The organism is Streptomyces sp. A012304 (assembly GCF_026008495.1).
GTDB lineage: Bacteria > Actinomycetota > Actinomycetes > Streptomycetales > Streptomycetaceae > Streptomyces.
On sequence record NZ_BQUN01000228.1, the window covers coordinates 139,860 to 162,293 of the forward strand.

Here is a 22,434-nt window from a genome sequence, read left to right on the forward strand (position 1 = left end):
CGGTGCCGCCCCCGGTCCGTGCCCGAGCCGTCCGCGTGGACGAGCGCACCGCCAGGGTCGAGTGGGACGCCGCGCCCGAGGCCATCGGGTACAACGGCGCGGGGCCGCGACCGGTCGCCTGTTCCGGTCGCGGCCCCGCTGCCTCGGGTACTCAACGCGGGAGCGGAGTACTGGGTGGCCGTCGACTCGTTCGGCGAAGCGGGCATCACCTCCGGCGCACCGGTGCCCGCGACACGGGCCGACCTCTTCCTCCGCGTCACAGGTGGGTGATCGAGCATCAGCCGAATCCACCGCGCCGAGCACCTGTCGCCGGCGGAGCGCCTGGCCAGGGCGGAGGCCCTGGCCGCACTGGTGGTGGACGGCCTGCTCACCCCCGGCGGAGCAAGCGCCGATAGCGCGTGGGCGTGCCGCGAGCCGGCGTGCCTGCGGCCGTCCCGGCGGGTGATGACGACCTGCCTGTCTGCCCGGTCGACACGGCAGGCAGGTCACACGCCCTTGGGGGCGAGGACGATGTCGAAGCGCACCCGGCTCCAGGTGCTGTCGATGACGCGGCCGTCGGGCGTCGGCGTGCCGACGGGCTGCCGCTCGAAGCGCTTGATCAGGGAGTCCTTCACGCCGAAGACGGTGTCCTTGCGGCCGATGGGGTCGCCCTCGGGGAAGATATGGGTCACCAGCGTGCGCGCCCCTTCGTGGGACACCATGAAGTGCAGATGACTGGCGCGCAGCGGTGAGCGGCCGACCGCGTCGAGCATCTTGCCGACGGGCCCGTCGTTCGGGATGGGGTACGGCGTCGGGGTGAGGCCCCAGAAGCGGTAGCCGCCGTCGGCCGCGGAGAAGAGGTGCGCCCGGCCGGCGCGCCTGCCGGCCTCGTACTGCACGTCGTACAGCCCGTCCTCGTCGGCCTCCCAGACCTCGATCCGCGCGCCGGCGAGCGGGGTGCCGTCGGTGTCGGTGACGGTGCCCTCGACCCAGCAGGGCTCGCCGGGGGCACCGAAGGCCAGGTCGTCGCCGAGTTCGATCGCCGGGGAGTCCTCGACGAAGAACGGCCCGAAGACGGTGGCCTCGGTGGCGCCCTTGTAGGCCTGGTTGTTGACGTTGATGGTCTGCATGCTCGCGCCGAGGGTGTCGGACAGCAGGATGAACTCCTGCCGGACCTCGTCGGTGATGTGGCCGGCCTTGGTGAGGAAGTCGATCGCCGTCCCCCATTCCTCCTCGGTCAGCCGGACCTCGCGGATGAAGGAGTGCAGGTGCTTGACCAGGGAGACCATGAGTTCCCGCAGCCGCGGGTCCTGGCAGGCGTCGAAGGAGGCCACGACGGTGTCGACGAGCCGCTGCTCGACCGCCTGCTGTTCGGGCGACACCTCGCGGTGGATGGCGCCTTGGGCACCGGCCTGGGCCGAGCCGGGGTTGACGTAGGTAGCCATGACGGCCTCCTTCAGCTGATCGGGTCGCCGGCCCACGCCGCCTGCAGCAGCCCGGTCAGGTTCGCGTAGGTGACGGGGGTGGGGTTGTTGGCCGGTATCGCCTTGATGATCGGCCCCAGCGCTTTGGCGATGCCGTCCTCGGGCATGCCGTAGTCGCGCAGCGCCCTCGGCGCGTCCAGCGCCTGGCGCAGGGCGGCCAGGCCGGCGCTCGCCGACCGGGTGCGGAAGACCGTGCCGAAGGCCTGGGCGATCCGCGCCTCCGCCTCGGGGGCGTGCGGGGCGTTGAAGGCCAGCACGTAGGGCAGCACGACCGCGTGGGTCTGTGCGTGCGGGAGGTTGAACATGCCGCCGAGGACGTGGCAGATCTTGTGGTGCATCCCGGAGCCGGCCGAGGCGAACGAGACAGCGGCGAGGTAGGCGCCGTACAGCGTCTGCTCGATGCCCTCGACGCCGGTCGAGTCCTCGGCCACCGCAGGCAGGCCGGTCGCCAGTGCGCGGATGCCCTCCTGCGCCAGCGCCCGGTCGATCGGGTCGGCACGTGGCCCCCACATCGAGTCCACGCAGTGCGCCATCGCGTTCAGGCCGCTGGCCACGGTCATCCCGCCGGGCAGCGTGGTCAGCAGACCGGCGTCGTAGACGACCGACGCGGGCAGCACCTTGTCGTCCACACCGGTGGTCTTGGTCTCGCCCTCGGTCAGGCCCCACACGTTGGTCGCCTCCGAGCCGGCGTACGTGGTGGGGACCGCGACGATCGGCAGCCCGGTGGTCAACGCCACCGCCTTGGCCAGCCCCGTGGTCGAGCCGCCGCCGACGCTGACCAGGATGTCCGCGCCCGCGTCGACCGCCGCCCGGCGGGCTCGTCGCGCGACCTCGACCGGCACGTGCATCACGACCTCCTCGTGACGCAGCACAACGGGGAGCTCCTTGGCGATGGGGTCGGCCAGCTCCCTCTCGCGGTCCGACGCGATCAGCATGACCTTGGAACGGCCGAGTGCCTCGACCTCCGCCGCCACGGCGGCGGGCGACTCCCCGGCCGCGAACACCACGCGCTGGGGAAGGGTCTCGTGGGTGAACTTCATCAGGCCTCCGTCAGCCATTGCTTGCCTTCGCCGTAGAGCTGCTCGACCGCTGTGCCGGTGAGGCCGGGAAGTCCCTGCTTCACCGTGAAACCCGCTTTGGTCTGCAGGTAGGCCAGGTGTCGGTAGCCGGTCGGGAACCGGTTCAGCAGCTCGGGGTCCAACCTGAGTGAGGCAGCGGGGTCCACGACGTCGAGCCGGTCCTTCTCGTAGATCGGCTGCCGGCGTACAAGGGTCCAGTGTCCCTCGTGGCGGGCGAGGAAGTCGTAGAAGCGGCCGGTGCACACGACGTCGACCTCGACGCCGTCGATGCTCGCGCGCTGGTTGATGGTCATCTTCGTCTGGGCGACGGCCCGGTCGCCGACGATGTCCGCGGTGTGGCCACCGAGGAAGTGCAGGATGCTGACCCCGTTCTCGAAGCCCTCACGACTGGCCTTGATGAAGTCGTCGGCGCTTCCCTGGAACCAGGTGGCGCTCATCCAGCCGTCACGCGGATGCCAGACCGTGGCGAAGCGGCCCCAGTCCCCGGCATCGCGCCACAGCGCCCAGTTCTCGACGAGCTGCCGGATCTCGTGGCGGTCGGTGTCGGTCTGCGACATGGTTCGATCTCCGCTCTGGTCTCGTACTACGGGGTGCGAGCCGCCGCCCCGGGGCACTTGCGGCCGGGGGCCTCGGGCCCGGCGCACGCCGTGTCGCGTGCGCCGTACGACCTCACTCGCGTCCTCAGATGGGGTAGTGGCGGGATCCCGACTGGATGGTGATCCAGCGCAACTCGGTGAACTCCTCCAGCGCGGCCCGGGAGCCGAACCGGCCCCAGCCGCTGGCGCCGACGCCGCCGAAGGGCATCTGGGGCTCGTCGTGCACGGTGGCGCCGTTGATGTGGCAGATGCCGGACTTGATCCGGCGGGCCACGTCGAGCGCGGCGGCGGCGTCCTTGCCGAAGACCGCGGCGGAGAGCCCGTACTCGGTGTCGTTGGCGACCGCGACGGCTTCGTCCGTGGAATCCACCTCGATGATCGAGACCACCGGGCCGAAGGACTCCTCGCGGTAGACGCGCATGTCCGGCGTGACACCGCGCAGCACGGTCGGCTGCACGAACAGGCCGTCGGCCGTGCCGCCGGTCAGGACCTGGGCGCCCTTGGCGCGGGCGTCCTCGATCAACTCGACCACGTGGTCGCGGGCCGCGGCGTGGACCAGCGGACCGATCTGTGAGGCGGGGTCGCTCGGGGGGCCCACGACCAGCTTGGCGGCACGCTCGGCCAGCCGGGTGGACAGCTCGTCGGCAACCGTCCGGTCGACGATGACGCGCTCGGTCGACATGCAGATCTCGCCCTGGTTCATGAAGGCGCCGAAGTTGGCCGCGGCGGCGGCCTCCTCCAGATCCGCGTCGGGAAGCACCAGGAAGGGCGCCTTGCCGCCGAGCTCGAGGACCACGCGGGTCAGGTGCCGGCCGCCGAGTTCGCCGATGATGCGGCCGACCCGGCTGGAACCGGTGAAGTTCACGCGCGTCACGGCGGGGTGGGCGACGAGAGCCTCGACGACGGCCGGACCGTCCTCGGGCGCGTTGCTGATGAGGTTGACCGCTCCGGCGGGCACCCCGGCGTCGTGCAGCACCTGGACGATGGCGGCCTGGGTGAGAGGCGTCTGCTCGGAGGACTTCAGCACCACGGTGTTGCCCCACACCAGCGGCCACACGATGGCGCGTACGCCGAGGATCAGGGGTGCGTTCCAGGGGGCGATGCCGACGACGACGCCGACCGGCTGACGCACACCGAGGGCGGTGAGGCCGGGCACGTCCGACGGGATGACCTCGCCGACGGCCGAGTAGGCCTGGGCCGCCGCCTCGACGAACATGCCCTTCGCGACGTGCACGTTGAAGCCGCACCAGGGGAGCGTGGCGCCCATCTCGCGGCTCATCGTGGCGACGATCTCGTCGGTGCGCTCGCCGAGCAGGACGGCCGCACGCTCCAGAATCGCCCGTCGCGCGGCGGGCGGAAGGCCCGACCACTCCGGAAGGGCGGCCGCGGCCGCGTCCACCGCGAGGTTGACGTCCTCGGCGGAGGCCGCGGCGACCCGAGCGATCGGTTCACCGGTCAGGGCCTCGGTCGTCTCGAAGTAGCGGCCGTCCCTGGCCGCGACGTGCTCGCCCGCGATGAGGAGGTCACTGGTCCGGACCGCGCCGGACGCGGGCGCCTCGATCTCTGTAGCTGACATGTGTTGTCCCACTTCCACGACAGCGGCGATTGCCGCACGAACCGTCTGTGCCGAACTCTGTGCGGTCGACGCCCCGCCCTGAACCCTCATGTCCGTTCATCGAACAAGCCGCATGAGGGTTCAGGGCGGTCGGCCCTCCGGGCCTGCCTCAGACCGGGGGCATGCGCTTGGCCTGGTGCGAGTGCGCCAGGCGCCAGCCCTCCGGGGTCTCCTCCCAGACCCGCGTCACCGCCTCCTGGACCGGGAAGGGCGGGAGGTTCTCGTCGAAGACGATGTGCATCTCCTGGAGGCACGTGGTGATCGCGGTGTTGCCCCGCACCGTGATGCTGAGCTCCTCGGCCTTCGCGAAGACCATGCGGCGGCGGGTCCAGGTGAAGTGGACGAAGTCCTTCCCGGCGTCGATCTTCCCGACCGGGCCGTGGACGGCCCGGCTGTCATCGAGCATGAGGGCGTTCATCGCTTCCTCGCCCTGGGTGAGAGCCACGAGCCAGGCGGCCTCCGCCTGCTCGATCGCCTGGATGGTCTCGGCGGTTGCGGTGGATGTGGTGGTCACAGGTCCAGCTCCAGAATCGGTGAGTGTGCTCGTGATGAGCACGTGGTGAACATGCCGTCGGCGCGCTCGTGGTCGGTCAGGATGTCGTCGCGGTGGTCCGGCTCTCCGGCGAGTACGCGCACGATGCACTCGCCGCAGATTCCCAGCCGACAGGAGTAGGGGGCGTCGACGCCGCCCGCGAGCAGGACGTCGAGGACGCTCTCGCCCTCCTTGATCTCGTACTCGCCCCCGGACTTGGCGAGCCGCACGGTGAAGGACCCGCCGGCCGTGTGCGCGTCGGCGTCCCGCACGGGCGCGAAGCGCTCCTTGTGGATCGCTTCGGCAGGCCATCCGGCTCCGCGCGCGGAGGAGATCACGAAGTCCATGAAGCCGCCGGGCCCGCAGACGTAGATCGCCGTGTCGGGGTCGGGCGGGCCGAGGTCGTCGGCGACGCTCAATCGCTGGTCGTCCTGTCCGTCGTCGAAGTGGAGCCGGACGCGGGGGTCGCGTTCCAGCTCATCGAGGAACGCCGCGTCCGCGCGGCTTCGGGCGCAGTAGTGGAACTCGTACTCCGCGCCCGTGACGTGCAGCGCGTGCGCCATGGCCAACAGGGGAGTGACACCGATACCGCCGGCCACCAGCAGATGGCGACGCGCCCGGTCCGAGACTCCGAACCTGTTGCGCGGACGTGAGATCCGCAGCCGGTCGCCCTCGCGGAGCCGGTGCATGCCCAGCGAGCCGCCGCGCGACGCCGTCTCGGCCAGTACCGCCAGCCGGTAGCGGGCGCGGTCGTGCGGGGGCCCGCACAGGGAGTACTGGCGGACCAGCCCGGCGGCGTCGTCCACGAGTACGTCGACATGGGCGCCGGCGGCGAACTCCGGGAGTTCGGTGCCGTCGGGACTGACCAGGTCGAGCACCACGATCCGGGCGGTCGCCTCGCGTCGGGCGACCACGATGGTGTCGAGCCACTCGTTGCTCATGGTTCCCGCTCAGATGCCGGCGGCGGCCGGGGCGTCGGCGTTGTCGTCCGTCGGGCGTTTGCCGATGGTGAACAGGCCGGACTGGGTGCGGTGGACCTCGGACGCGTCACGGATGATGTTGATCGGGTCCCGCCCGGACTCGACGTCGTCGGCCATCGCCAGGAGCATCCGACGCAGCATGACGACGCCGCGGTCTCCGGTGGCCAGGGTCTCCTCGGAGTCCAGGGTGATCGCTCCCTGCGAGCCCTGGGCCTCCGTGTCACCGGGGAACCGGTGGCGCTCCTCGTCGGTCAGCTCGTGGTTCTGCTTGCCGTTCTGCGTGATGCCGATGACGAAGCGGACCATGCGCTCGGGGTCGTTCGTGCGGATCGAGAAGAAGAGCCGGTGGCTGGTGTCGTCGGAGGGGACGACCCACAGCAACTGGTCCGGGCGCTGGTCGGGGGCCATCTTCACGTAGTCGGGAAGGCCGAAGACGTTGGGAAGGTGCTGCTCGACCGCGAAGCCGTACTCGGTGACCTCGCCGTCCTCGCCCTCGACCTCGAACCGCTGGGTGTACTTCACGCCGTGGTCGGTGCGCTCGTACGTCAGGCGTTCGGCGATGGTGGCCGGGTCGAAGAAGTTCTCCGGGTAGCCGAAGGTGCCGGTGCCCAGCATCTGGTAACCGCTGTGCGTGGAGTGCAGCCAGGTGACGTGCGTGGGGTCGGCGGAGTTCTCGTAGATGTTGAGCCAGCTGAAGTCCGCCGGCATGCCGAGGACCGCGGCGTGGGGGACCGGCCAGCTGGCGAAGTACTTCTCGTCCTCCGCGGGGTCCTCCAGCGCGTCGTAGCGGGGGAGTTCGGGTTTGAGCTCGGGCGGGCCCATGTAGACGAAGACCAGGCCGTAGCGCTCCGCGACGGGGTACCAGGGCTGACGGGCGGCGTCGCGCCTGCGCCCGAGGCCCGGCTCGCACGCCTGCTCGATGCAGTGGCCCTGCACGTCGAACTTCCAGCCGTGGTAGCAGCAGCGGATGCCGTCGTCCTCGACGCGGCCGTAGTACAGGCTGGCGCCGCGGTGGGCGCAGCGCTCGATCACGACACCGGGCCTGCCCTGCCCGTCGCGGAACACGACCAGGTCCTCGCCCAGGACGCGGGTCTTCTGCGGCAGGGCGCCGGCGACGAGCGTCTCCGAGCTGGCGACCGGGTGCCAGTAGCGACGCAGGGCCTCGCCCATGGGCGTACCGGGCCCGACCTCGCGCAGACGGGCGTTGTAAGAGGGCTTCGGGCGGCCGTAGGCCGTGCCGGTGTCGACGTCTGAAGTGGTGGTCATGGTGCTGTCTCCGGTGCGGCTCGGGCACACAGCCGGTGGTGCGTGCAGGACTGTGGGGGATCACCTGCGAGGGCACCGCCATGTGCGTCCCTCGAATAGGATTGTTAATTCACATTCGCATTACGGCTCCGGACGCGTCAAGGGTCACGTCCGGGCGCTCTGGAGGGGCGCCGTAGAGGCGCTCTGGGCGGTGAAGTGGTCGACCGGCCCGAGGCCTGGTCGAGTGGGACTCCGGCCGGACGCACCGCGGTTCGCGGCCCGACGGCCCGCGTGCGTGAGCTGCCGGGGCGCGTGCCGGCGGCGTATACGCTGAGGTGATGAGCACCGAGCCGTCGCTCGATCTGCCGCCGGCGCGGCAGGCGCGCAGCAGGCTGACCCGGCGGCGGATCCTGGAGGCGGGCACCGCCCTTCTCGAAGAGGGCGGCACCGAAGCGCTCACGGTCGCGGCCGTCGCTTCCCGGGCGGGTGTCTCCGTGGGCAGTGTCTACCGACGGTTCGGCGACAAGGACCGTCTGGTCGCGGCTCTGCAACGCGACATGATCGACCGTTTTCGCGCCGACATCCTTCGCCGCTTCGCTCCGCAACGCACGGAGCCGACCGCGCTGGTCGCCTCGGCGGTCGCCGGACTCACGGAGACCTATCAAGCGCACGAGCGCCTGATGCGCGTCTTCCTGGCCGCGGGTGCCACCGATCCCGCGGTGGCCCGGGTCGGGTCCGAGGCCGCCATCGACGCCGACCACGTCTTCCGGCGGTTCCTGGAGCCGATCCTCCCGATGGTCGACGCGCCGGAGCCGGAGCTGCGCCTGGATGTCGTCTATCGCTTGATCTACGGGACCTGCCAGAACCGTGTGCTCTACGGCGAACTGTTCGAGTCCGACCGGTCGCTGACGTGGCGTCAGCTGACGGACGAGCTGGTGGACGTCGCCTGTCTGTATCTGCTCGGCGTGCCGGCGCAGCGACCTCCGGGCCCAGGAATGTGAATGTGATCCCCCCTTCACATTTACTTCGGTTGGCGACATACTGAGCGGACTCCACGGAAGACGGTCGGTGGAGTCGACCAGGGAAGGAACCGCTCCATGCGAGAGCCGCTCAGCTACGAGATCGCGCACGGCGCCGCGCTTGCCGCTCTGGAAGCGGGGAGGGCCGAGGGGCACCAGGTGTGCGCCGTCGTGGTCAACCGCAGTGGCGTCACCAAGGTCCTCCTCAGCGACGACGGCGTCGGCCTTCTCGGTGTGGAGACCGCGCGACGCAAGGCCTACACCTCGGCCGTGAGCGGTGTTCCGACCGCCAAGTTCGCGGCCTTCGCGGCGTCCCCCCAGATGAGGGTGGCGCCTCCCCACCTGGTCGATGCCGACCTTCTGCCGGTCGCCGGCGGTGTGCCGATCGTGACGGCCGACGGGGAGGTCATCGGGGCGATCGGCGTGGGCGGGGCGGACGACGTCACGGACGACCGCATCGCGCAGCAGGCGCGCGATGCGGTCGCGAAGATCGTCGCGTAGGCCTGCCGCCCGACCGGCACGGTGGCCGTCCTGGGCGTCGCCGCGTCCTCTGGGTGCGGCTGATCTCCGGGTGCCGGTCGGCGTGCCGGACCCCGCGTCGCGCGACCCGCTCGCCCAGGAATGTCGCTCCAGGGCGACAGGACGAGGACGGTGCCCATACCGGCGGTCGCGGCCGAACCGCGTGTGCGTCGCAGTCACGCCGAGTCTCCGCGCATTCCCTCAGGACCGGCGCAGACGAACCGGCGGGGACTGCGGACGCCTGACGGTCGGGCCGTACGGCGGGCAGGGGCAGTACGAGGCCTCGGGCCCGACCTGGGCAGTCCTTTCCGGGCTGGCCATGGCTTCCTCCCTGTCGTACGGCGGCTTCGCCGATCTCCGAGCCGGGGCGCGTGCGCCCAGGGCCCGGGAACGTCGTCAGCGGCCATGCTGTACGGACTCGGCCTGCGAGGACACGGCAGTGGCCGTTGAACGAACAACGTCTGCTGCCGAGCCGTCGGCCCGGACTCGACGCCCTCCCGGAACACCGCCCGGCAGATCCCCACGGTGCGTGCCAACTGCGGCTCGGAGCGGTCGGCGCGGTGGGCGACGGCCGGCTCCACGCGTGCGGGGGTACCGGTCAGTGGCAGGTGGGCGACGCCTTCGGGAGGGCACGCACGAGCGCGCGCATGCGACTGGTCACGGAGACCGCCGCCGGCAGGGTCACGGTGGGCGTGGGGCCGGGCCGGTCAGGCGCCGTGGCTCTCCAGGCCGAGCACCCGCAGCTCCGTGATCAGCCCTTCCGTGTCGGCGATCACGCGCTCGACGCCGCGTGAGGTGTCAGTCCGCTCGCGCTAGGCGTCCCGCTGAGGGGCAGGCGTCCTGCCGGTCGGGCGGGCCGGACGAGGAAGGCGCGCGGGCTGTGGCTCACCCCCGTGGCTCAGGGCAGTCCCGGCCACGGGCAGACGCCGCCGGATGCCTCCGGCGGCGTCTTGGGCCACCCCACGGGCGGGCCGTGTCGCGTCCTCGCGCGTTCGACCCTTCGCCGGGTGCTCGGAGCGGATGCCCTGCCGTCACCGACCACCGGGCCCGGGTCTCCTCACCGCCAGGCCGGGCACCCGTCCGCTGTGGACGCCTCCGGCCCGGGGACCGTCACTCGCCCGGGTGGGAAAGCTCGATGTCGTGGCTCTCCACACCCGAGCCGTGCACGGTCAGGTGGGTGGCCTTCGGCGGATGGCCGGCCGCCATGACCGTGTACTCGCCGCTGTCCAGGTCGGTGAAGGCATAGCCACCGTCCTCACCGGTGGTCGCGCCGGCCACCACGTTGCCGGCCGCGTCGATGAGCGTCACCCGCGCGTCGTTCAACGGCCGGCCCGCGGCTTGGACCACGCCCTGCACCCGCAGGCCGGCGAACAGTTCCACCTCGGTCCTGGTGACGCCCCGCGCGGCGATCTCGACGGGCAGCGCGACCGGCCGGTAGCCGGCCGCGGTCACCGCGAGGGTCAGGGGGCCGGGAACCAGCTCGGCGAAGCTGAAGGTGCCGTCCGTGTCGGTCAGTCCGGCGGCGAGCACGTCACCGCGCACGTCGGCCGCGACCACCATGGCGCCGACGACCGGCTCCTCGCGGCCGGCCGACCTGACCGTGCCGACCAGGCCGCTGGTGCCGGAGAGCGGGATGTCGTACGAGACCGGTTCGTCGCCGACCACCACCGTGGAGGCCTGCGGCTGGTAGCCCTCGGCGGAGGCGATGAGTACGTAGCTGCCCGCGCCCGGCGCGTCCACGGTGTACGAACCGTCCGGGTGGGCCACCACGCGGCCCACCTGCCGCCCGCCCAGCGAGATCAGGGTGACGGCTGCCTGCGGCACGGGTGTCGACCCGGCGCCGATGACGTGCCCGCTGACCGGGATGCCGCCGGAGGACCGGACCGGGGGAGCGGCACCCGCGGTCGCCGCCGGGACGGGCGAAGTGCGTGTGGCGGGCGGGGCGGCGGCCGGGCCAGGCACCCCCTCGTCGGTCTCGGCGGTCTCGTCGGTCTCGTCGGTCTCGTCCTCCCGGCCTCGGAGGCCGAACGCCGCGAGGGCCGCGCCCACGAGGGCGAGGATGCCGGTGACCAGGACGGCGGTGTGGACGCCGTTCATGAAGGCGGTGTGGCTGCCCTCCACCACGGCCGCCCTGAGCTGTGCGGGCATCGCGTCGGAGACCGGGGCGACACCCATCGCGACCGCGTCCTTCGCCTCCTCCAGGCGGGCGGCTGCCGAGTGGGGCACGCCGGCGTCGGTCAGTGAGTCGGTGAGTGTGGAGCCGACGCGGCCGCTGATGAGGGAGACGAGCACCGATGTGCCGAGCGCGCCACCGACCTGGAGCGAGGTGGCCTGGAGACCGCCCGCGATGCCGCCGTCCTTGACGGGGGCGTTGCCGACGATCGCGTCGGAGGACGCGGACATCACGATGCCGACGCCGAGGCCGAGCGCGATGAACGGCGGCCACAGGACGGCGTACGACGAGTCGGCGCTCCACGCGAGCATCGTGAACGCGGCGCCGGCCTGCAACACCATCCCCAGCGGCATGGTCAGGCGCGGGCCGAACCTCTCGGTGAGCTTCGCGCCGAGCGGCGAGGCCAGCATGGAGGCGAGGCTGAGCGGCAGGGTGCGCACACCGGACTCGACGGGCGTGAAGCCGCGTACGTTCTGCAGGTACAGCATCACGAAGAAGATCGCGCCGAGCAGGACGAAGAAGTTCAGCGCGGTGACGAGCGTACCGATGGTCAGGGCCGGGTTGCGGAACAGCCGCATGGGGAGGAGGGGGTGCGCGACGCGGGTCTCGTACCAGCCGAAGAGGACCAGGACGACGACACCGCCGACGATCGCGCCGAGCGTTCCGGCCGAAGTCCAGCCCCACGTCTCACCCTTGACGACGCCGAAGACGACAGCGAGCAGCCCGAGCGCGAGCAGCATGACGCCGGGCACGTCGAACTTCTCACTCGCGGCGGCCTCGTTCCTGGACTGCGGCAGCACCACGAGGCCGAAGACGAGGGCGATGACGCCGATGGGGGCGTTGATGTAGAAGACGGACTCCCAGTTGACATGCTCGACGAGCAGTCCGCCGACGATCGGGCCGAGCGCGGTGGAGACGGACGAGATCATCGCCCAGATGCCGACCGCCATGCCGAACTTCTTCGGCGGGAACACGGCGCGCAGCAACGCGAGGGTGTTGGGCATCAGCATCGCGCCGAAGAGGCCCTGTACGGCCCGGAAGGCGATGACGCCCTCGATCGAGCCGGCGAGGCCGATCGCGACGGACGCGACGGTGAATCCGACGACGCCGACGAGGTAGACCGTACGGCGGCCGAGGCGGTCGCCGAGCTTGCCGCCGAGGATCAGGGCGGCGGCGAGGGCGAGCAGGTAGGAGTTGGTGACCCACTGCAGTTCGGCGGTGGAGGCGTTCAGGTCGCGGGCGATCTCGGCGTTGGCGATCGACACGACGGAGCCGTCGAGGCCGACCATGAACAGGCCGAGACCGACGGCGATCAGCGTCAGCCAGGGGTTGGCGCGGCGGCCGCGGCCGCGGGGGTCGGAGCCGGGAGGGGGCGCTGTGGAGACAGCGGTGACAGACATGTGTGAGCTGTCCTCTGGGACGTGAGGCGCGCGTCTGGGGCGCGTGGACATGTGGGGGGGGGAGCCGCGTATGGGAGCAGCACAGCCGGCCCCGGCGCAGTGGCGGCGGGGGCAGTAGGCGTACGGGGAGCGCGACCGGTCAGGCGGAGTGGTCGCGCAGGCGCCGGGTGAGAGCTTCGAGGGCGCCGAGCGCCGAGCCGAGGGCGGCGCGGTCGCCTTCGGTGAGGGTGCGCAGCGCGGACGCGAGCTGCGCCGCCGCGAAGTTCTCCACCTCGCCGATGCGCTGACGCGCCGTGGCGGTGACACGCAAGTGCGCCACGCGCTTGTCGGTGTCGTCCTGACGCCGCTCGAGCAGGCCCGCTTCGGTGAGGCGGGTGACCAGGGCGCTGACGTTGTTCGGCACCATCCGCAGCGCCTCGGCGGCCTCGTGGACGGTGGCGCCGTCGTGCTCGGCGACGTACTGAAGCAGGGCCAACTGCCGCTCGGGCAGGTTGGGGTAGGGCAGGTGCCGGTCGATGCTCTGCTTGAGGTGCCGGTTCAGTACGGGGAGGCACGCCACGAGGCCTGCGGCCACCTGGTCGACGCCTTGGCTTCTGCGAGCCTCACTGGTTCCGGTCACCCCGCCAAGTTACCTATGACAAGAAACCTATGTCAAAATACTGAATGACGCGTGTGGGGCGGTTCACCCCCGGCGCCGTGCCTGAAGCGGGGCTGGTGATGCGGCCGGACCAGCCGTGGGACGACGGATGGTCCGGCCGCTCGGGGAGTCACTCGCTCCCGCTCAGCTCACCGGGCGGGCAGCTGCCACCACGTCGACGACGCGTCCCGCAGGGTGTTGGTGCCGCAGTGCACCTCGCCCATGCCGAGGTGGTACGTGTACCAGTCGTCGATGTACGACACCTTCATGCCGACCCGCGTGTAGGCGGCGGTGACCGCCTCCGTGAAGACGTCCTTGCCGGCGATGACGGGCCCCCACTGGCGCGGGGCGAGGTAGCGGTCACGGCCCAGGAGGATGCCGTTGACGGCTCCGGGGACGTACGCGCTGGTCGTCACCGTCGCAGGAGCCGCCGCACGCCCGGCGGCCGGGTTCCGCGCGAGCCACTTCTGCTGGCCGTGCTCCTCGAGGACGTCCACGAGGGGGGAGCCGGCGCCCATGCGGGTCAGACGCGGTACGGGGATGTCCTGTCCGCTGTCCGTCAGTGCCTCCGCCTCACGGGTGTACAGGGCGGGCACCCGGACGATCTCGTCGTCGGTGACGCCCGTCTCGCGCTTGAGGATGTTCAGGTTGGCCGCGATGCGCTTGGCCGCCATCTCGTTGTCGGCCACCAGGTGCCGGGAGGCGAGGGCCTGGTCGATGGTCTCCTTCGGCGCGGGAGCGCCGTTGAAGCCCGGGACGGAGAACATCTTCGTCCTGCCGTGGCCGTCGCGTTGGGCGTCGCGCAGCAGCCGCAGCCCGGCCTCCGGGTCGGCGACACCGATCCGCCAGCCGCGCGGGGTGTCGGCGGGCAGGAACTGCACGAACTCGTCGACGTGGCCGACGCCCAGCCAGGAGGTGTCCAGCAGCAGCGGATCCTGGAGGCCCTGCGAGGTGAGCAGCGTGCGCATCACCTTCGACGGGCGCGCCCCGCTGTCCTTGCGCTCGCCCATGATGACCCGTCCGGCCGGGAACGAGCGGCCGTTGTGCGTGTACGGCGGGATGGTCTCCAGGTTCCCCATGGAGTTGAGCGACCAGTCGTCGGGTTCCGCGTTGTCGGTGACCTGGACGACGCCGGTGTTCTGGCCGCGTATCTTCTCGAACAGCTCACGGCCCGCGTCCCGGTCCGGCTGGGCGGAGCGCAGCATCACCCGCATCACCTGCCGGTGGCCGCCCGGCCCGGTCATGCTGACGTAGGCCGGTTCGACGAAGTCCTGGGTCCAGGGGTCCCCGTACGCCTCGAAGGTGACCAGGGGCTTGGTGATACCGGCGTTCTTGACCTCCTTCCCCAGCTCCTGGACGAACTTCTGCTGAAGACGGCTGTACGGGCCCTCGCCCAGGATCTTGGTGACCATCACCTCCTGGGTGTTCTGGAGGTGATGGTGTGTCAGGAGCGGGGCGACGCGCAGGGTGACCGAGTCGGAGGTGGTCCCCTGGGCGGACGTCACCGTCAGGCGGACCGCCGCCCGGCCGTCCCACTTGGCGGTGTTCCGGATGACATCGGTGGCCTCGACGCCGAGTTCCACGCCGGAGCGCAGTTCGGCGGCGGTCAGCCGGGTCCAGGGCGTCACCAGGACCCACTTGCCGGAACGCTTGAGGAAGACGTGCGTGTATCTGGCTCCCGCGGTGACCTGAAGGCTGCCCTTGGCGTCCGCCGGGAGGCCGGGCAGCGGCACGGAGCGGACCCGGGCGAGGTCGGCGGCGTCCGCGGTGCCGTTGACCTTGGTGTCGGCGGCGTCGTTGCACGCGGCCAGCCGGGCGTCGGACAGGGGGGCGCCGCCGGGGCCGGTGACCGGGCACCGCTTGCTGTCGTCGTCGATGTTGGGCAGGTGGACCGCTCCGCGCCCGATGGTCCAGGAGTCCTCACCGGTCGTGTCGGTGCTGCCGGTGGTGTCGACGCGGCCGTCGCGGTTCACGTCGGCGCGCAGATCGGCGCCGGCGGACGGAGGCGCGGCGGAGGCGGGGGCGGCGGGCCCCGCCAGTACGGACCCCGCCGCGGCGAGCGCGAGGACCACTGGCCCGGCGGGGTGCGTGCGTTTCCGCGGACGTGAAGGCAAGGCGGATTCCTCTCAGTTGGGGCGTGTCGCCCTGCAAGAGGAGGAACCCGCGCTGTGCGTTCACTGTGGGGCGGAGAGTTCCTGCGCGGCCCGGCACCGGACCTGCGGGTCAGACCTCGACGTCCGTCGTGGCGAGCCCGGCGTAGACGTCGGGCCGTGTCCGGCGCATCCGGGCGGCGAGGACCACTCCGGCCAGGAAGACGGCCGGAGTGAGGGCGACCAGCGTCCAGTTGACGGCGGGGCTCGCGGCGGTGAACAGATCCAGGCGCGTGCAGACCAGCCCCGTGGTCACGGTGAGCAGGAGTCCGGCGACGGCGGGGGCGACGAGCGTACGCAGGCGGCTCTCGCCGTTCGTGGCGGGGGTGCGGCGGAAGAAGGCGACCACCGCGAAGGCGGCCAGCGTCTCCAGGGCGAGGATGCCGACGACACCGGGGGTGTTCACCCAGAGCAGGAACTGGTTGTACGGGTCGGCGCCGATCGCGGCGAACACGGTGACGACCGCTGCGGCCAGCAGCGACTGCGCGATACCGGCGATCCAGGGCGAGCCGTGCCGGGGATGGACGCGGCCCAGAACGGCGGGCAGGGTGCGTTCGGTGGAGAGGGCGTAGACGTAGCGGGTGATGGCGTTGTGGAAGGCGAGCAGCGAGGCGAGCAGGCTGGTGACGATCAGGACGCGCTGGAGGTCGGTGGCCCAGCCGCCGACGTAGCGGGTCATGGCGGTGAAGAACATCTCGGCCGGGTTCCGCGCCGCGGCCCCGACGGCCTGGTCGTCACCGAACGCCTGCACGATGATCCAGACGACGAAGGTGTAGAAGAGGCCGAGGAAGCCGACGGCGAGGTAGGTGGCGCGGGGCACGGTGCGGTCGGGGTCGCGGGCCTCCTCGCGGTAGATGGCGGTGGCCTCGAAGCCGATGAAGGCGGCGACGGCCAGACCGAGCGGGGCGCTCATCTGCGAGGTGAAGACATGGGACGGGGCGAAGGAGTCCGGGCTCAGACCGCTCGCGCCGCCCTGCACGAGGACCGCCCCGGCCAGCAGTACGAGGATCGCGGTCTCGGCGATCAGCAGCGCGGCCAGCACCTTGGCACCGAGGTGGATGGAGCGGAAGCCGAGGAACCAGACGACGGCGACTCCGGCGAGGGCGTACACCGGCCAGGGCAGGTCGATGCCGAGCAGGTCGTTCGCGGTGCCCGCGGCGAAGAAGCCGAACGCCCCGAACGTGCCGATCTGCAGGGCGTTGTAGGAGAACACCGCGAGCAGCGCCGCGCCGAGCCCGGCCGGACGGCCCAGACCCCGGGCTATGTAGGAGTAGAAGGCGCCCGCGTTGCGGATGTACGGCGTCATCGCGGTGAAGCCGGCCGCGAACAGGCACAGCAGCACGCCGACGGCCAGGTAGGCGGCCGGGGCGCCGATGCCGCCGAAGAGGATCGCGAGCGGGGCGATACCGGCCATCACGGTGAGCGGGGCGGCGGCCGCCACCACGAAGAAGACGATGTCGGTGAGGCCGAGTGCGCCGCGCCGCAGCTGCGGGCTCGCGTCGGGGCCGGTGGCCTGCGGGGGCTGCTGGGGAGCGGTGGGGACGAGGGGCTCGGTCATGGAGGTCTCCGCGTGATGCGTCGTGGTGCCTGGGGTGGAAGGGAGCGGGATGTCCCGGGCACGCGGGGCCGGTCCGTGACGACGATGTGCGTCCGAGTATGTCCGAGCGCGTCCGGTGGGGGCGCGCCCGGAGACCTGTGACGTACGTCTATCGCCGGGCGGCGAACGCGTGGTCCGGAGTGCCGCCGTCGTGGGTGCGACGGCCGGCGAGCCAGGTGCCCAGCACGGGCAGCCGCGCGAGGTCGGCGGGCGGGACCCCGGCTGGGTCGGCGGCGAGATGCACCAGGTCGGCGCGCATGCCGGGGCGCAACAGGCCCCATTCCTTCTCCTCGAACGCCTGGTGGGCGCAGCCGGCGGAGTAGGCGGCGAGGGCGGTCGTGATGTCGATCCGCTCCTCGGGGAGCCAGCCGCCCTCGGGAGTCCCCTCGGGCGTCTGGCGGGTGACCGCGGTGGCGATGCCCCGCAGTGGTTCATGGGCGGTGACCGGCCAGTCGCTGCCGAACGACAGGCGGGCGCCGGACGCGACCAGCGAGGCGATCTGGTACTGCCGCCGGCCGCGCTCCGGGCCGATCCTCGGCAGGATGAGCTCGGTCATCAGGGGGTCGCACTGGGCCCACAGCGGCTGAAGGTTGGCGATCACGCCCAGTTCGGCGAAGCGGGGCAGGTCGGCGGGGTCGATCAGCTCGGCGTGGGCGACGACCGCGCGGCGGTCGCGGGGGCCGTTGGCCGCGGTCGCCGCCTCGACGGCGTCCAGCGCGGCCCGGACACCACCGTCGCCGATGGCGTGGATGTGCGGCCGGAAACCGAGGGCGTCGACGGCGGTGACGGCCTCGGCGAGTTCGGCGGACGTCCAGGTGGCGATGCCGTGCGAGTGCGGGCAGTCGGTGTAGGGCTCCAGCAGGGCGGCCGTGCCCGACTCGACCACGCCGTCGGCGAAGAACTTCACACTGCGGGCGGTGAGCACGCCGGGCGCGGCGCTCTCCGTGCGTGCGCGGTCGGCGGCGAACCGGGCGATCCGCTCCCGCCAGCCGTCGGGTTCGAGGATGAAGCAGAGGTCGGCGCGGACCGGCAGCCCCGTTCCGGTGATCGCGGCGGTGACCCACACGTCCGCGTGGTGCGGTTCCACCCAGGCGTCCTGCACCCAGGTCACGCCCGCGGCGGCGAACCGGGCGGCGGCCTCGCGCAGGGCGGCCACCTGAACCTCGTGGGACGGCGTCGGAACGAGGGCGAGGACCGGGTTCAGGGCGCCGAACTCGCGCAGGGTGCCGAGCGGTTCCGCACAGCCGTCCCGGCGCACGATCTCGCCGCCGGCCGGGTCGGGGGTGGCGGCGGTGTACCCGGCCCTGCGCAGGGCCTCGCTGTTCACCCAGGCCGTGTGGTGGTCCGAGGTGCGCAGCACCACGGGACGGTCGGGTACGGCGGTGTCCAGCAGACGGGCGTCGAACCGGCCGTCGGGGGCCAGCCAGGGGTCGAAACCGTCCCCCGTGATCCACTCGGCCTCCGGGTGGGCGTCCGCCCAGCGCCGTACGGCCGCGACGATCTCGTCGGTGGAGGCGCACGCCCGGACGGGCACGCCGCGCAGGCCCAGCCCGCCCATCACCGGGTGCGCGTGGCCGTCCCCGAAGGCCGGCAGCAGCGCGCCGCCCGCCAGGTCGACCACCGTCGTCCGGGGCCCGCGGGCGGCCGCCGCCGGCGCGCCCAGTCCGCTGATCCGTCCGTCCGTGACGGCGAGGGCGCTGTGCACAGGGGCGTCCGTGTCGCCGGTCCGGATGGTCCCTCCGATGAAGAGGATGTCGGCGTGCATGGCGTGGGGCTGCCCTTCCCTGAGGCGAACGTGCGCCGAACACCTGAACTGAATGGCATTCGGTTTCGGGTAATGTAGGGCTCGCCCGGGCGGCTGGGAAGAGTTTTACTGAAAGTCATTCGGTATCCTGTGGGGCACGGCGCCCACGGTCGGCCGCCGCCCCTGCTGGAACGGAACGAGGTACGCCGTGGGACGCCCGCGCACCCCCCTTCTCGACCGCCGCCGCATCGGCGCGGCGGCACTGCGTCTGGCCGACGAGAAAGGGGCCCTCACCATCCCGGCGCTGGCCAAGGCGCTCGGCGTGGCCCCGTCCGCGCTCTACCACCACGTCTCCGGCCGTGACGAGATCATCTCCCTCATGCGCGAGGAGATGGCCCTGGCGACCGGCTCGGGCCAGGACGAACAGGTCTGGTCGCAGCCCTGGGACCAGGCGCTGGAGAGCTGGGCCCGTTCCTACCTCGCCGCCTTCGCCGCCCACCCCGGCGCGGTCCCGCTGCTCGCCACCACCCCGCTCGCCGAACCCTTCATGCACGCGATGTACGAGGAGGTCGCCGCGCTGCTGCTGACCGCGGGCTTCGCCAAGGACCAGGTCATGCCGTTGATCAACGCCCTGGAGAGCTTCGTCCTCGGCTCCGCCCTCGACCTGGTCGCACCCCCGGTGATGGTCTCCGACGTCGCCCGCGAGACCGCCCCCCACCTCAGCGCCGTACTCGACCACACCCCCACCGATCACGTCCGCGCCGAGAAGGCCTTCGACATCGGTCTTCGAGCCCTGCTCACCGGCTTCCGCGACCTGCTGGACCGCCCCTGAGCCCCCTGCGGGGGCCGTACCTCACTCGGACAGGCAGGCCCACGCACATCCCACGGGGGCCGTATCGCACTCCGGTACGATCACCGGGTGAACACTCACTGGCACGTCGTTCTTCCGCCCCCCTGCGCCTGACGGGCGCGGACACCGGCGGTCTCCTCCGGCCCCGGCCGACCCTCCGCGGGGCGGCCCGGGCTTCTTGTCGTGCGCCCGTTTCGAATCCGGTCCCTGACGCGTTCGACGACGGAAAGAACACACGACTGTGCCGAACCGCACTTCCTCGCCGACTCCCGCACGCCCGGCCGACGCCGGCCCGCGCCCCTCTCGCACCCCTCCCCTCGGCGGCCCCGCGCCCATCCTCGCCTCGGCCGTCCTGTGGGGCACGACCGGGACCGCCGGTTCGCTGGCACCCGCCGGGGCGCCGGCGGCGGCCATCGGCTGCGCCGGTCTCGCCCTCGGCGGCGTCCTGATGTACCTCACCACCCGCGGCGCCCGCTCGCTGCCCGCCGCCTGCACGCGCGCCGAGCGATGGCTGCTCGTCCTCGGCGCGCTGGCGGTGGCCGGGTATCCGGTCACCTTCTACCCGGCGGTGGCGCGCACCGGCGTCGCGGTGGCCACCGTGATCGCCCTGGGCAGCGCGCCGGTCTTCGCCGGACTGCTGTCCTGGATCACCGGGCAGGCCCGGCCGACGGCCCGCTGGACCGCCGCCACGACGGCCGCCGTGCCGGGCTGTGCCCTGCTGGTACTGGGACCCGAGCTCAGCGGGGACGCCACGCCGATGGATCTCACCGGTGTCGTTCTCGCCGCGGCCGCCGGACTGTCGTACGCCGTCTACTCGCTGATCGGCGGCGGGCTCATCACACGCGGGCACCCCTCCGGCGCTGTGATGGGCGTGCTGTTCGGCGCGGCCGGGCTGCTCGTCCTGCCGCTGGTGCTGTCCCTCGACACGCGCTGGCTCGCCACCTCGCGGGGCGCGGCGGTCGCCGGATACCTCGCCCTGTTCACCGTCTACCTGGCCTACCGGCTGTTCGGGCACGGCCTGCGCCGCACGCCCGCGTCGGTGGCCACCTCGCTGACCCTGGCCGAGCCGGCCGTGGCCGCGGTCCTGGGCGTCACCGTCCTCGGTGAACGGCTGCCGGTGGCCTCCTGGTCGGGGCTGGCCGTCCTCGCTGTCGGCCTGGTCCTGCTGACCGTCCCGGTCGGCGCGGGCGGCCGGCGCCGCTGACCGCCGGGCACCCCGGACAGCCCCGGCCGACGGGCGGGTGGGTCACGCGCGGCGTGACCTCCCGGGCGGCCCCGGCCGGGGGCTGTCCTTCGCCGACCGCGCGGCCCCTGCCCGTCCCGCTGACCGTCCGTCCGTCCCGCCGACCTCCGCTTGACGCGTCGCGCTCCGTCCCGTCAGGCTTGATATTGAAGCGTCAACCAAGAGCATCGCGCGGCCCGAGGAGAGACATGACCAGCACCGGTACACCCGGGGACGCGCAGCCGGAACCGTCGGCCGCCGAGGAACTGCGCCGGCGACTGCGGGAGCGGTACCTCCGGCCGAGCGACCGGCGGCCCGCGTCGTCCGCCCGCGGGCTGCACCACACCGCCCTCATCAGCAGCGACGTCGAGCGGACGATCCGCTTCTACCAGGACGTGCTGGAGTTCCCGCTGACCGAGCTGATCGAGAACCGCGACTACCCCGGCTCCTCGCACTTCTTCTTCGACATCGGCAACGGCAACCTGCTCGCCTTCTTCGACTTCCCCGGCCTCGACGTCGGCCCCTACGCCGAGGTCCTGGGCGGCCTGCACCATGTGGCGATCTCGGTCGAACCCGACCGCTGGAACCACCTCGTCGGCAAGCTGACGCAGGCCGGTGTCGACCACGTCGTGCACAGCGAGGTCTCCGTCTACTTCCGTGACCCCGACGGCGCCCGCCTCGAACTCATCGCCGACCCCCTCGGCGAGATGTACGGCGACAAGGTGCTGTGACCCGTCCGTCAGCAGGCCTCGCGCCACACCCCCAGCTCCGGCTTCTTCAGCATCGACGACAGCTTCAGCCGGCGTGACTCGGCGCAGAACTCGGCCGTCGGCACCGCGTACTCCACATGGAAGACCGCCTTGCCGGCGGCGATGAACGGGGACAGCTCCTCGCACTCGCCGTACTGGGCGCACTCCTCGTTGACCGCGAAGTCGAAGTGGTCGAGGAGCTGGGGGATCTGGGGAAGGTCGTTCTTCAGGCCCACCGACAGCCCGCGCGCGTGGGCGATGTCGGCGATCATCAGGTTGTAGCGGAGCTGGTCGCTCGCGGTGAGCGGGAAGCCGGTGTCGTTGCCGTAGCCCTCCACCAGGTCGGGCTCCACCGCGTCGAAGCCCTTGTCACGGCACATGTCGAAACGCCGCTCCATGATCGGCCGCAGGACGGAGACCTGGCGGATGTCCAGCCACCGTTCCCCCTCCCAGCCGTTGGACCGACCCAGCACCGCGCGCGGGAAGGCGTCCTTGTCGGGCCGGAAGTCCTCCCAGGCGCCCACGTTGACGTAACAGATGACCTTGCGGCCCGCGCGGTGCAGCCGGGCCACGTCCGCCGCGGAGTTCTCGAAGCCGTCGATGTCGTAGACCGGCACGTCGACCGACGGATCGGCCCTGGCGTCCAGTTGCCACTGCCAGTCCAGGCCGGGCTGCGGCCGCCAGCGCTCCTGCTCCGAAGTGCCCGAAGGGGCAGGGGAGTCGCCCGGGGAAGTCGGCCGGTCGCCGGCCTCGCCGGACGGGGGCGCCGAGCACCCGCCCAGCACCGCGGCCGTCACCAGCGCGGCGACCGCGTACCTCACCGCCCGCAGGGGGAGCGACGGACGCCCGACACCACCTGTGCGC

19 protein-coding genes and 1 pseudogene are annotated in these 22,434 nt (G+C 72.1%); 6 read left to right on the forward strand and 14 right to left on the reverse strand.

Features of this window, described 5'->3' with window-relative positions; all coding sequences use genetic code 11:
- Positions 1-485 precede the first annotated feature (485 nt).
- From ALMP_RS43570 to ALMP_RS43600, 7 genes are all read right to left on the reverse strand, one after another.
- Entirely contained in the window at positions 486-1,424 is a 939-nt protein-coding gene (locus ALMP_RS43570; RefSeq protein ID WP_264937614.1) for a dioxygenase, read from the reverse strand.
- 11 nt (positions 1,425-1,435) lie between these two features.
- The gene (locus tag ALMP_RS43575) at positions 1,436-2,503 is read right to left on the reverse strand and encodes a maleylacetate reductase (protein WP_264937615.1); all 1,068 of its coding nucleotides are present in this window, start codon (positions 2,501-2,503) and stop codon (positions 1,436-1,438) included.
- Positions 2,503-3,099 (reverse strand): nuclear transport factor 2 family protein, encoded by a 597-nt coding sequence (locus ALMP_RS43580; RefSeq protein ID WP_264937616.1) that lies wholly within the window; start codon positions 3,097-3,099, stop codon positions 2,503-2,505. The genes ALMP_RS43575 and ALMP_RS43580 overlap by 1 nt, the downstream gene beginning before the upstream one ends.
- A gap of 124 nt (positions 3,100-3,223) precedes the next feature.
- Positions 3,224-4,714: an aldehyde dehydrogenase gene (locus ALMP_RS43585; protein WP_264937618.1), complete on the reverse strand. Its 1,491-nt coding sequence runs from the start codon at positions 4,712-4,714 to the stop codon at positions 3,224-3,226.
- Positions 4,715-4,862: 148 nt separating this feature from the next.
- Complete coding sequence (locus tag ALMP_RS43590; protein WP_264937619.1) at positions 4,863-5,267, reverse strand: nuclear transport factor 2 family protein; 405 nt, start codon at positions 5,265-5,267, stop codon at positions 4,863-4,865.
- Positions 5,264-6,226 carry a PDR/VanB family oxidoreductase gene (locus ALMP_RS43595; protein ID WP_264937621.1) on the reverse strand — a complete coding sequence of 321 codons (963 nt, stop codon included), beginning with the start codon at positions 6,224-6,226 and terminating at the stop codon, positions 5,264-5,266. Before ALMP_RS43595 ends, ALMP_RS43590 begins: the two co-directional genes overlap by 4 nt.
- Before the next feature lie 9 nt (positions 6,227-6,235).
- Entirely contained in the window at positions 6,236-7,531 is a 1,296-nt protein-coding gene (locus ALMP_RS43600) for a Rieske 2Fe-2S domain-containing protein (RefSeq protein WP_264937622.1), read from the reverse strand.
- Between the two features lie 317 nt (positions 7,532-7,848).
- On the opposite strand from ALMP_RS43600, the gene ALMP_RS43605 reads away from it, so the two are divergent.
- The 3 genes from ALMP_RS43605 (at position 7,849) to ALMP_RS43615 (ending at position 9,842) form a co-directional block, all read left to right on the forward strand.
- Positions 7,849-8,511, forward strand: coding sequence for a TetR/AcrR family transcriptional regulator (locus ALMP_RS43605; protein ID WP_264937624.1), 663 nt, complete (start codon positions 7,849-7,851; stop codon positions 8,509-8,511).
- A 96-nt stretch (positions 8,512-8,607) separates the two neighbouring features.
- On the forward strand, positions 8,608-9,030 hold the full coding sequence (locus ALMP_RS43610) for a heme-binding protein (protein ID WP_264937625.1): 423 nt from the start codon (positions 8,608-8,610) through the stop codon (positions 9,028-9,030).
- A gap of 665 nt (positions 9,031-9,695) precedes the next feature.
- Entirely contained in the window at positions 9,696-9,842 is a 147-nt protein-coding gene (locus ALMP_RS43615; RefSeq protein ID WP_264937626.1) for a hypothetical protein, read from the forward strand.
- 316 nt (positions 9,843-10,158) lie between these two features.
- On the opposite strand, the gene ALMP_RS43620 is transcribed toward ALMP_RS43615, so the two are convergent.
- The 6 genes and pseudogenes from ALMP_RS43620 to ALMP_RS43645 all read right to left on the reverse strand — a co-directional run bounded on the left by ALMP_RS43620 (position 10,159) and on the right by ALMP_RS43645 (position 18,770).
- Positions 10,159-11,010, reverse strand: a complete 852-nt coding sequence (locus tag ALMP_RS43620; RefSeq protein WP_264937721.1) for a collagen binding domain-containing protein — start codon at positions 11,008-11,010, stop codon at positions 10,159-10,161.
- A gap of 54 nt (positions 11,011-11,064) precedes the next feature.
- Positions 11,065-12,621: pseudogene (locus tag ALMP_RS43625) on the reverse strand (MFS transporter); the annotation flags it as partial.
- Positions 12,622-12,760: 139 nt separating this feature from the next.
- Positions 12,761-13,240 (reverse strand): MarR family winged helix-turn-helix transcriptional regulator, encoded by a 480-nt coding sequence (locus ALMP_RS43630; protein ID WP_264937627.1) that lies wholly within the window; start codon positions 13,238-13,240, stop codon positions 12,761-12,763.
- A 167-nt stretch (positions 13,241-13,407) separates the two neighbouring features.
- Positions 13,408-15,372: a protein-arginine deiminase domain-containing protein gene (locus tag ALMP_RS43635; protein WP_264937628.1), complete on the reverse strand. Its 1,965-nt coding sequence runs from the start codon at positions 15,370-15,372 to the stop codon at positions 13,408-13,410.
- Between the two features lie 109 nt (positions 15,373-15,481).
- On the reverse strand, positions 15,482-16,966 hold the full coding sequence (locus ALMP_RS43640; protein ID WP_264937629.1) for an APC family permease: 1,485 nt from the start codon (positions 16,964-16,966) through the stop codon (positions 15,482-15,484).
- A gap of 148 nt (positions 16,967-17,114) precedes the next feature.
- Positions 17,115-18,770, reverse strand: a complete 1,656-nt coding sequence (locus ALMP_RS43645) for an amidohydrolase (RefSeq protein WP_264937630.1) — start codon at positions 18,768-18,770, stop codon at positions 17,115-17,117.
- A 187-nt stretch (positions 18,771-18,957) separates the two neighbouring features.
- Between ALMP_RS43645 and ALMP_RS43650 the strand changes: the two genes are divergently transcribed.
- From ALMP_RS43650 to ALMP_RS43660, 3 genes are all read left to right on the forward strand, one after another.
- On the forward strand, positions 18,958-19,581 hold the full coding sequence (locus ALMP_RS43650; RefSeq protein ID WP_264937631.1) for a TetR/AcrR family transcriptional regulator: 624 nt from the start codon (positions 18,958-18,960) through the stop codon (positions 19,579-19,581).
- 259 nt (positions 19,582-19,840) lie between these two features.
- On the forward strand, positions 19,841-20,803 hold the full coding sequence (locus ALMP_RS43655; protein WP_264937632.1) for a DMT family transporter: 963 nt from the start codon (positions 19,841-19,843) through the stop codon (positions 20,801-20,803).
- Between the two features lie 227 nt (positions 20,804-21,030).
- Positions 21,031-21,552, forward strand: coding sequence for a VOC family protein (locus tag ALMP_RS43660; protein WP_264937633.1), 522 nt, complete (start codon positions 21,031-21,033; stop codon positions 21,550-21,552).
- Positions 21,553-21,560: 8 nt separating this feature from the next.
- Here the strand turns inward: ALMP_RS43660 and ALMP_RS43665 are convergent, their stop codons facing one another.
- Positions 21,561-22,391, reverse strand: a complete 831-nt coding sequence (locus ALMP_RS43665; protein ID WP_264937634.1) for an endo alpha-1,4 polygalactosaminidase — start codon at positions 22,389-22,391, stop codon at positions 21,561-21,563.
- Positions 22,392-22,434 lie beyond the last annotated feature (43 nt).

Excerpts from the sequence above, each read along its gene's own strand:
- ALMP_RS43570 (WP_264937614.1), bottom strand. The coding sequence starts at position 1,424 with ATGGCTACCTACGTCAACCCCGGCTCGGCCCAGGCCGGTGCCCAAGGC.
- ALMP_RS43575 (WP_264937615.1), bottom strand. The coding sequence starts at position 2,503 with ATGAAGTTCACCCACGAGACCCTTCCCCAGCGCGTGGTGTTCGCGGCC.
- ALMP_RS43580 (WP_264937616.1), bottom strand. The coding sequence starts at position 3,099 with ATGTCGCAGACCGACACCGACCGCCACGAGATCCGGCAGCTCGTCGAG.
- ALMP_RS43585 (WP_264937618.1), bottom strand. The coding sequence starts at position 4,714 with ATGTCAGCTACAGAGATCGAGGCGCCCGCGTCCGGCGCGGTCCGGACC.
- ALMP_RS43595 (WP_264937621.1), bottom strand. The coding sequence starts at position 6,226 with ATGAGCAACGAGTGGCTCGACACCATCGTGGTCGCCCGACGCGAGGCG.
- ALMP_RS43600 (WP_264937622.1), bottom strand. The coding sequence starts at position 7,531 with ATGACCACCACTTCAGACGTCGACACCGGCACGGCCTACGGCCGCCCG.
- ALMP_RS43605 (WP_264937624.1), top strand. The coding sequence starts at position 7,849 with ATGAGCACCGAGCCGTCGCTCGATCTGCCGCCGGCGCGGCAGGCGCGC.
- ALMP_RS43610 (WP_264937625.1), top strand. The coding sequence starts at position 8,608 with ATGCGAGAGCCGCTCAGCTACGAGATCGCGCACGGCGCCGCGCTTGCC.
- ALMP_RS43615 (WP_264937626.1), top strand. The coding sequence starts at position 9,696 with ATGCGACTGGTCACGGAGACCGCCGCCGGCAGGGTCACGGTGGGCGTG.
- ALMP_RS43640 (WP_264937629.1), bottom strand. The coding sequence starts at position 16,966 with ATGACCGAGCCCCTCGTCCCCACCGCTCCCCAGCAGCCCCCGCAGGCC.
- ALMP_RS43645 (WP_264937630.1), bottom strand. The coding sequence starts at position 18,770 with ATGCACGCCGACATCCTCTTCATCGGAGGGACCATCCGGACCGGCGAC.
- ALMP_RS43660 (WP_264937633.1), top strand. The coding sequence starts at position 21,031 with ATGACCAGCACCGGTACACCCGGGGACGCGCAGCCGGAACCGTCGGCC.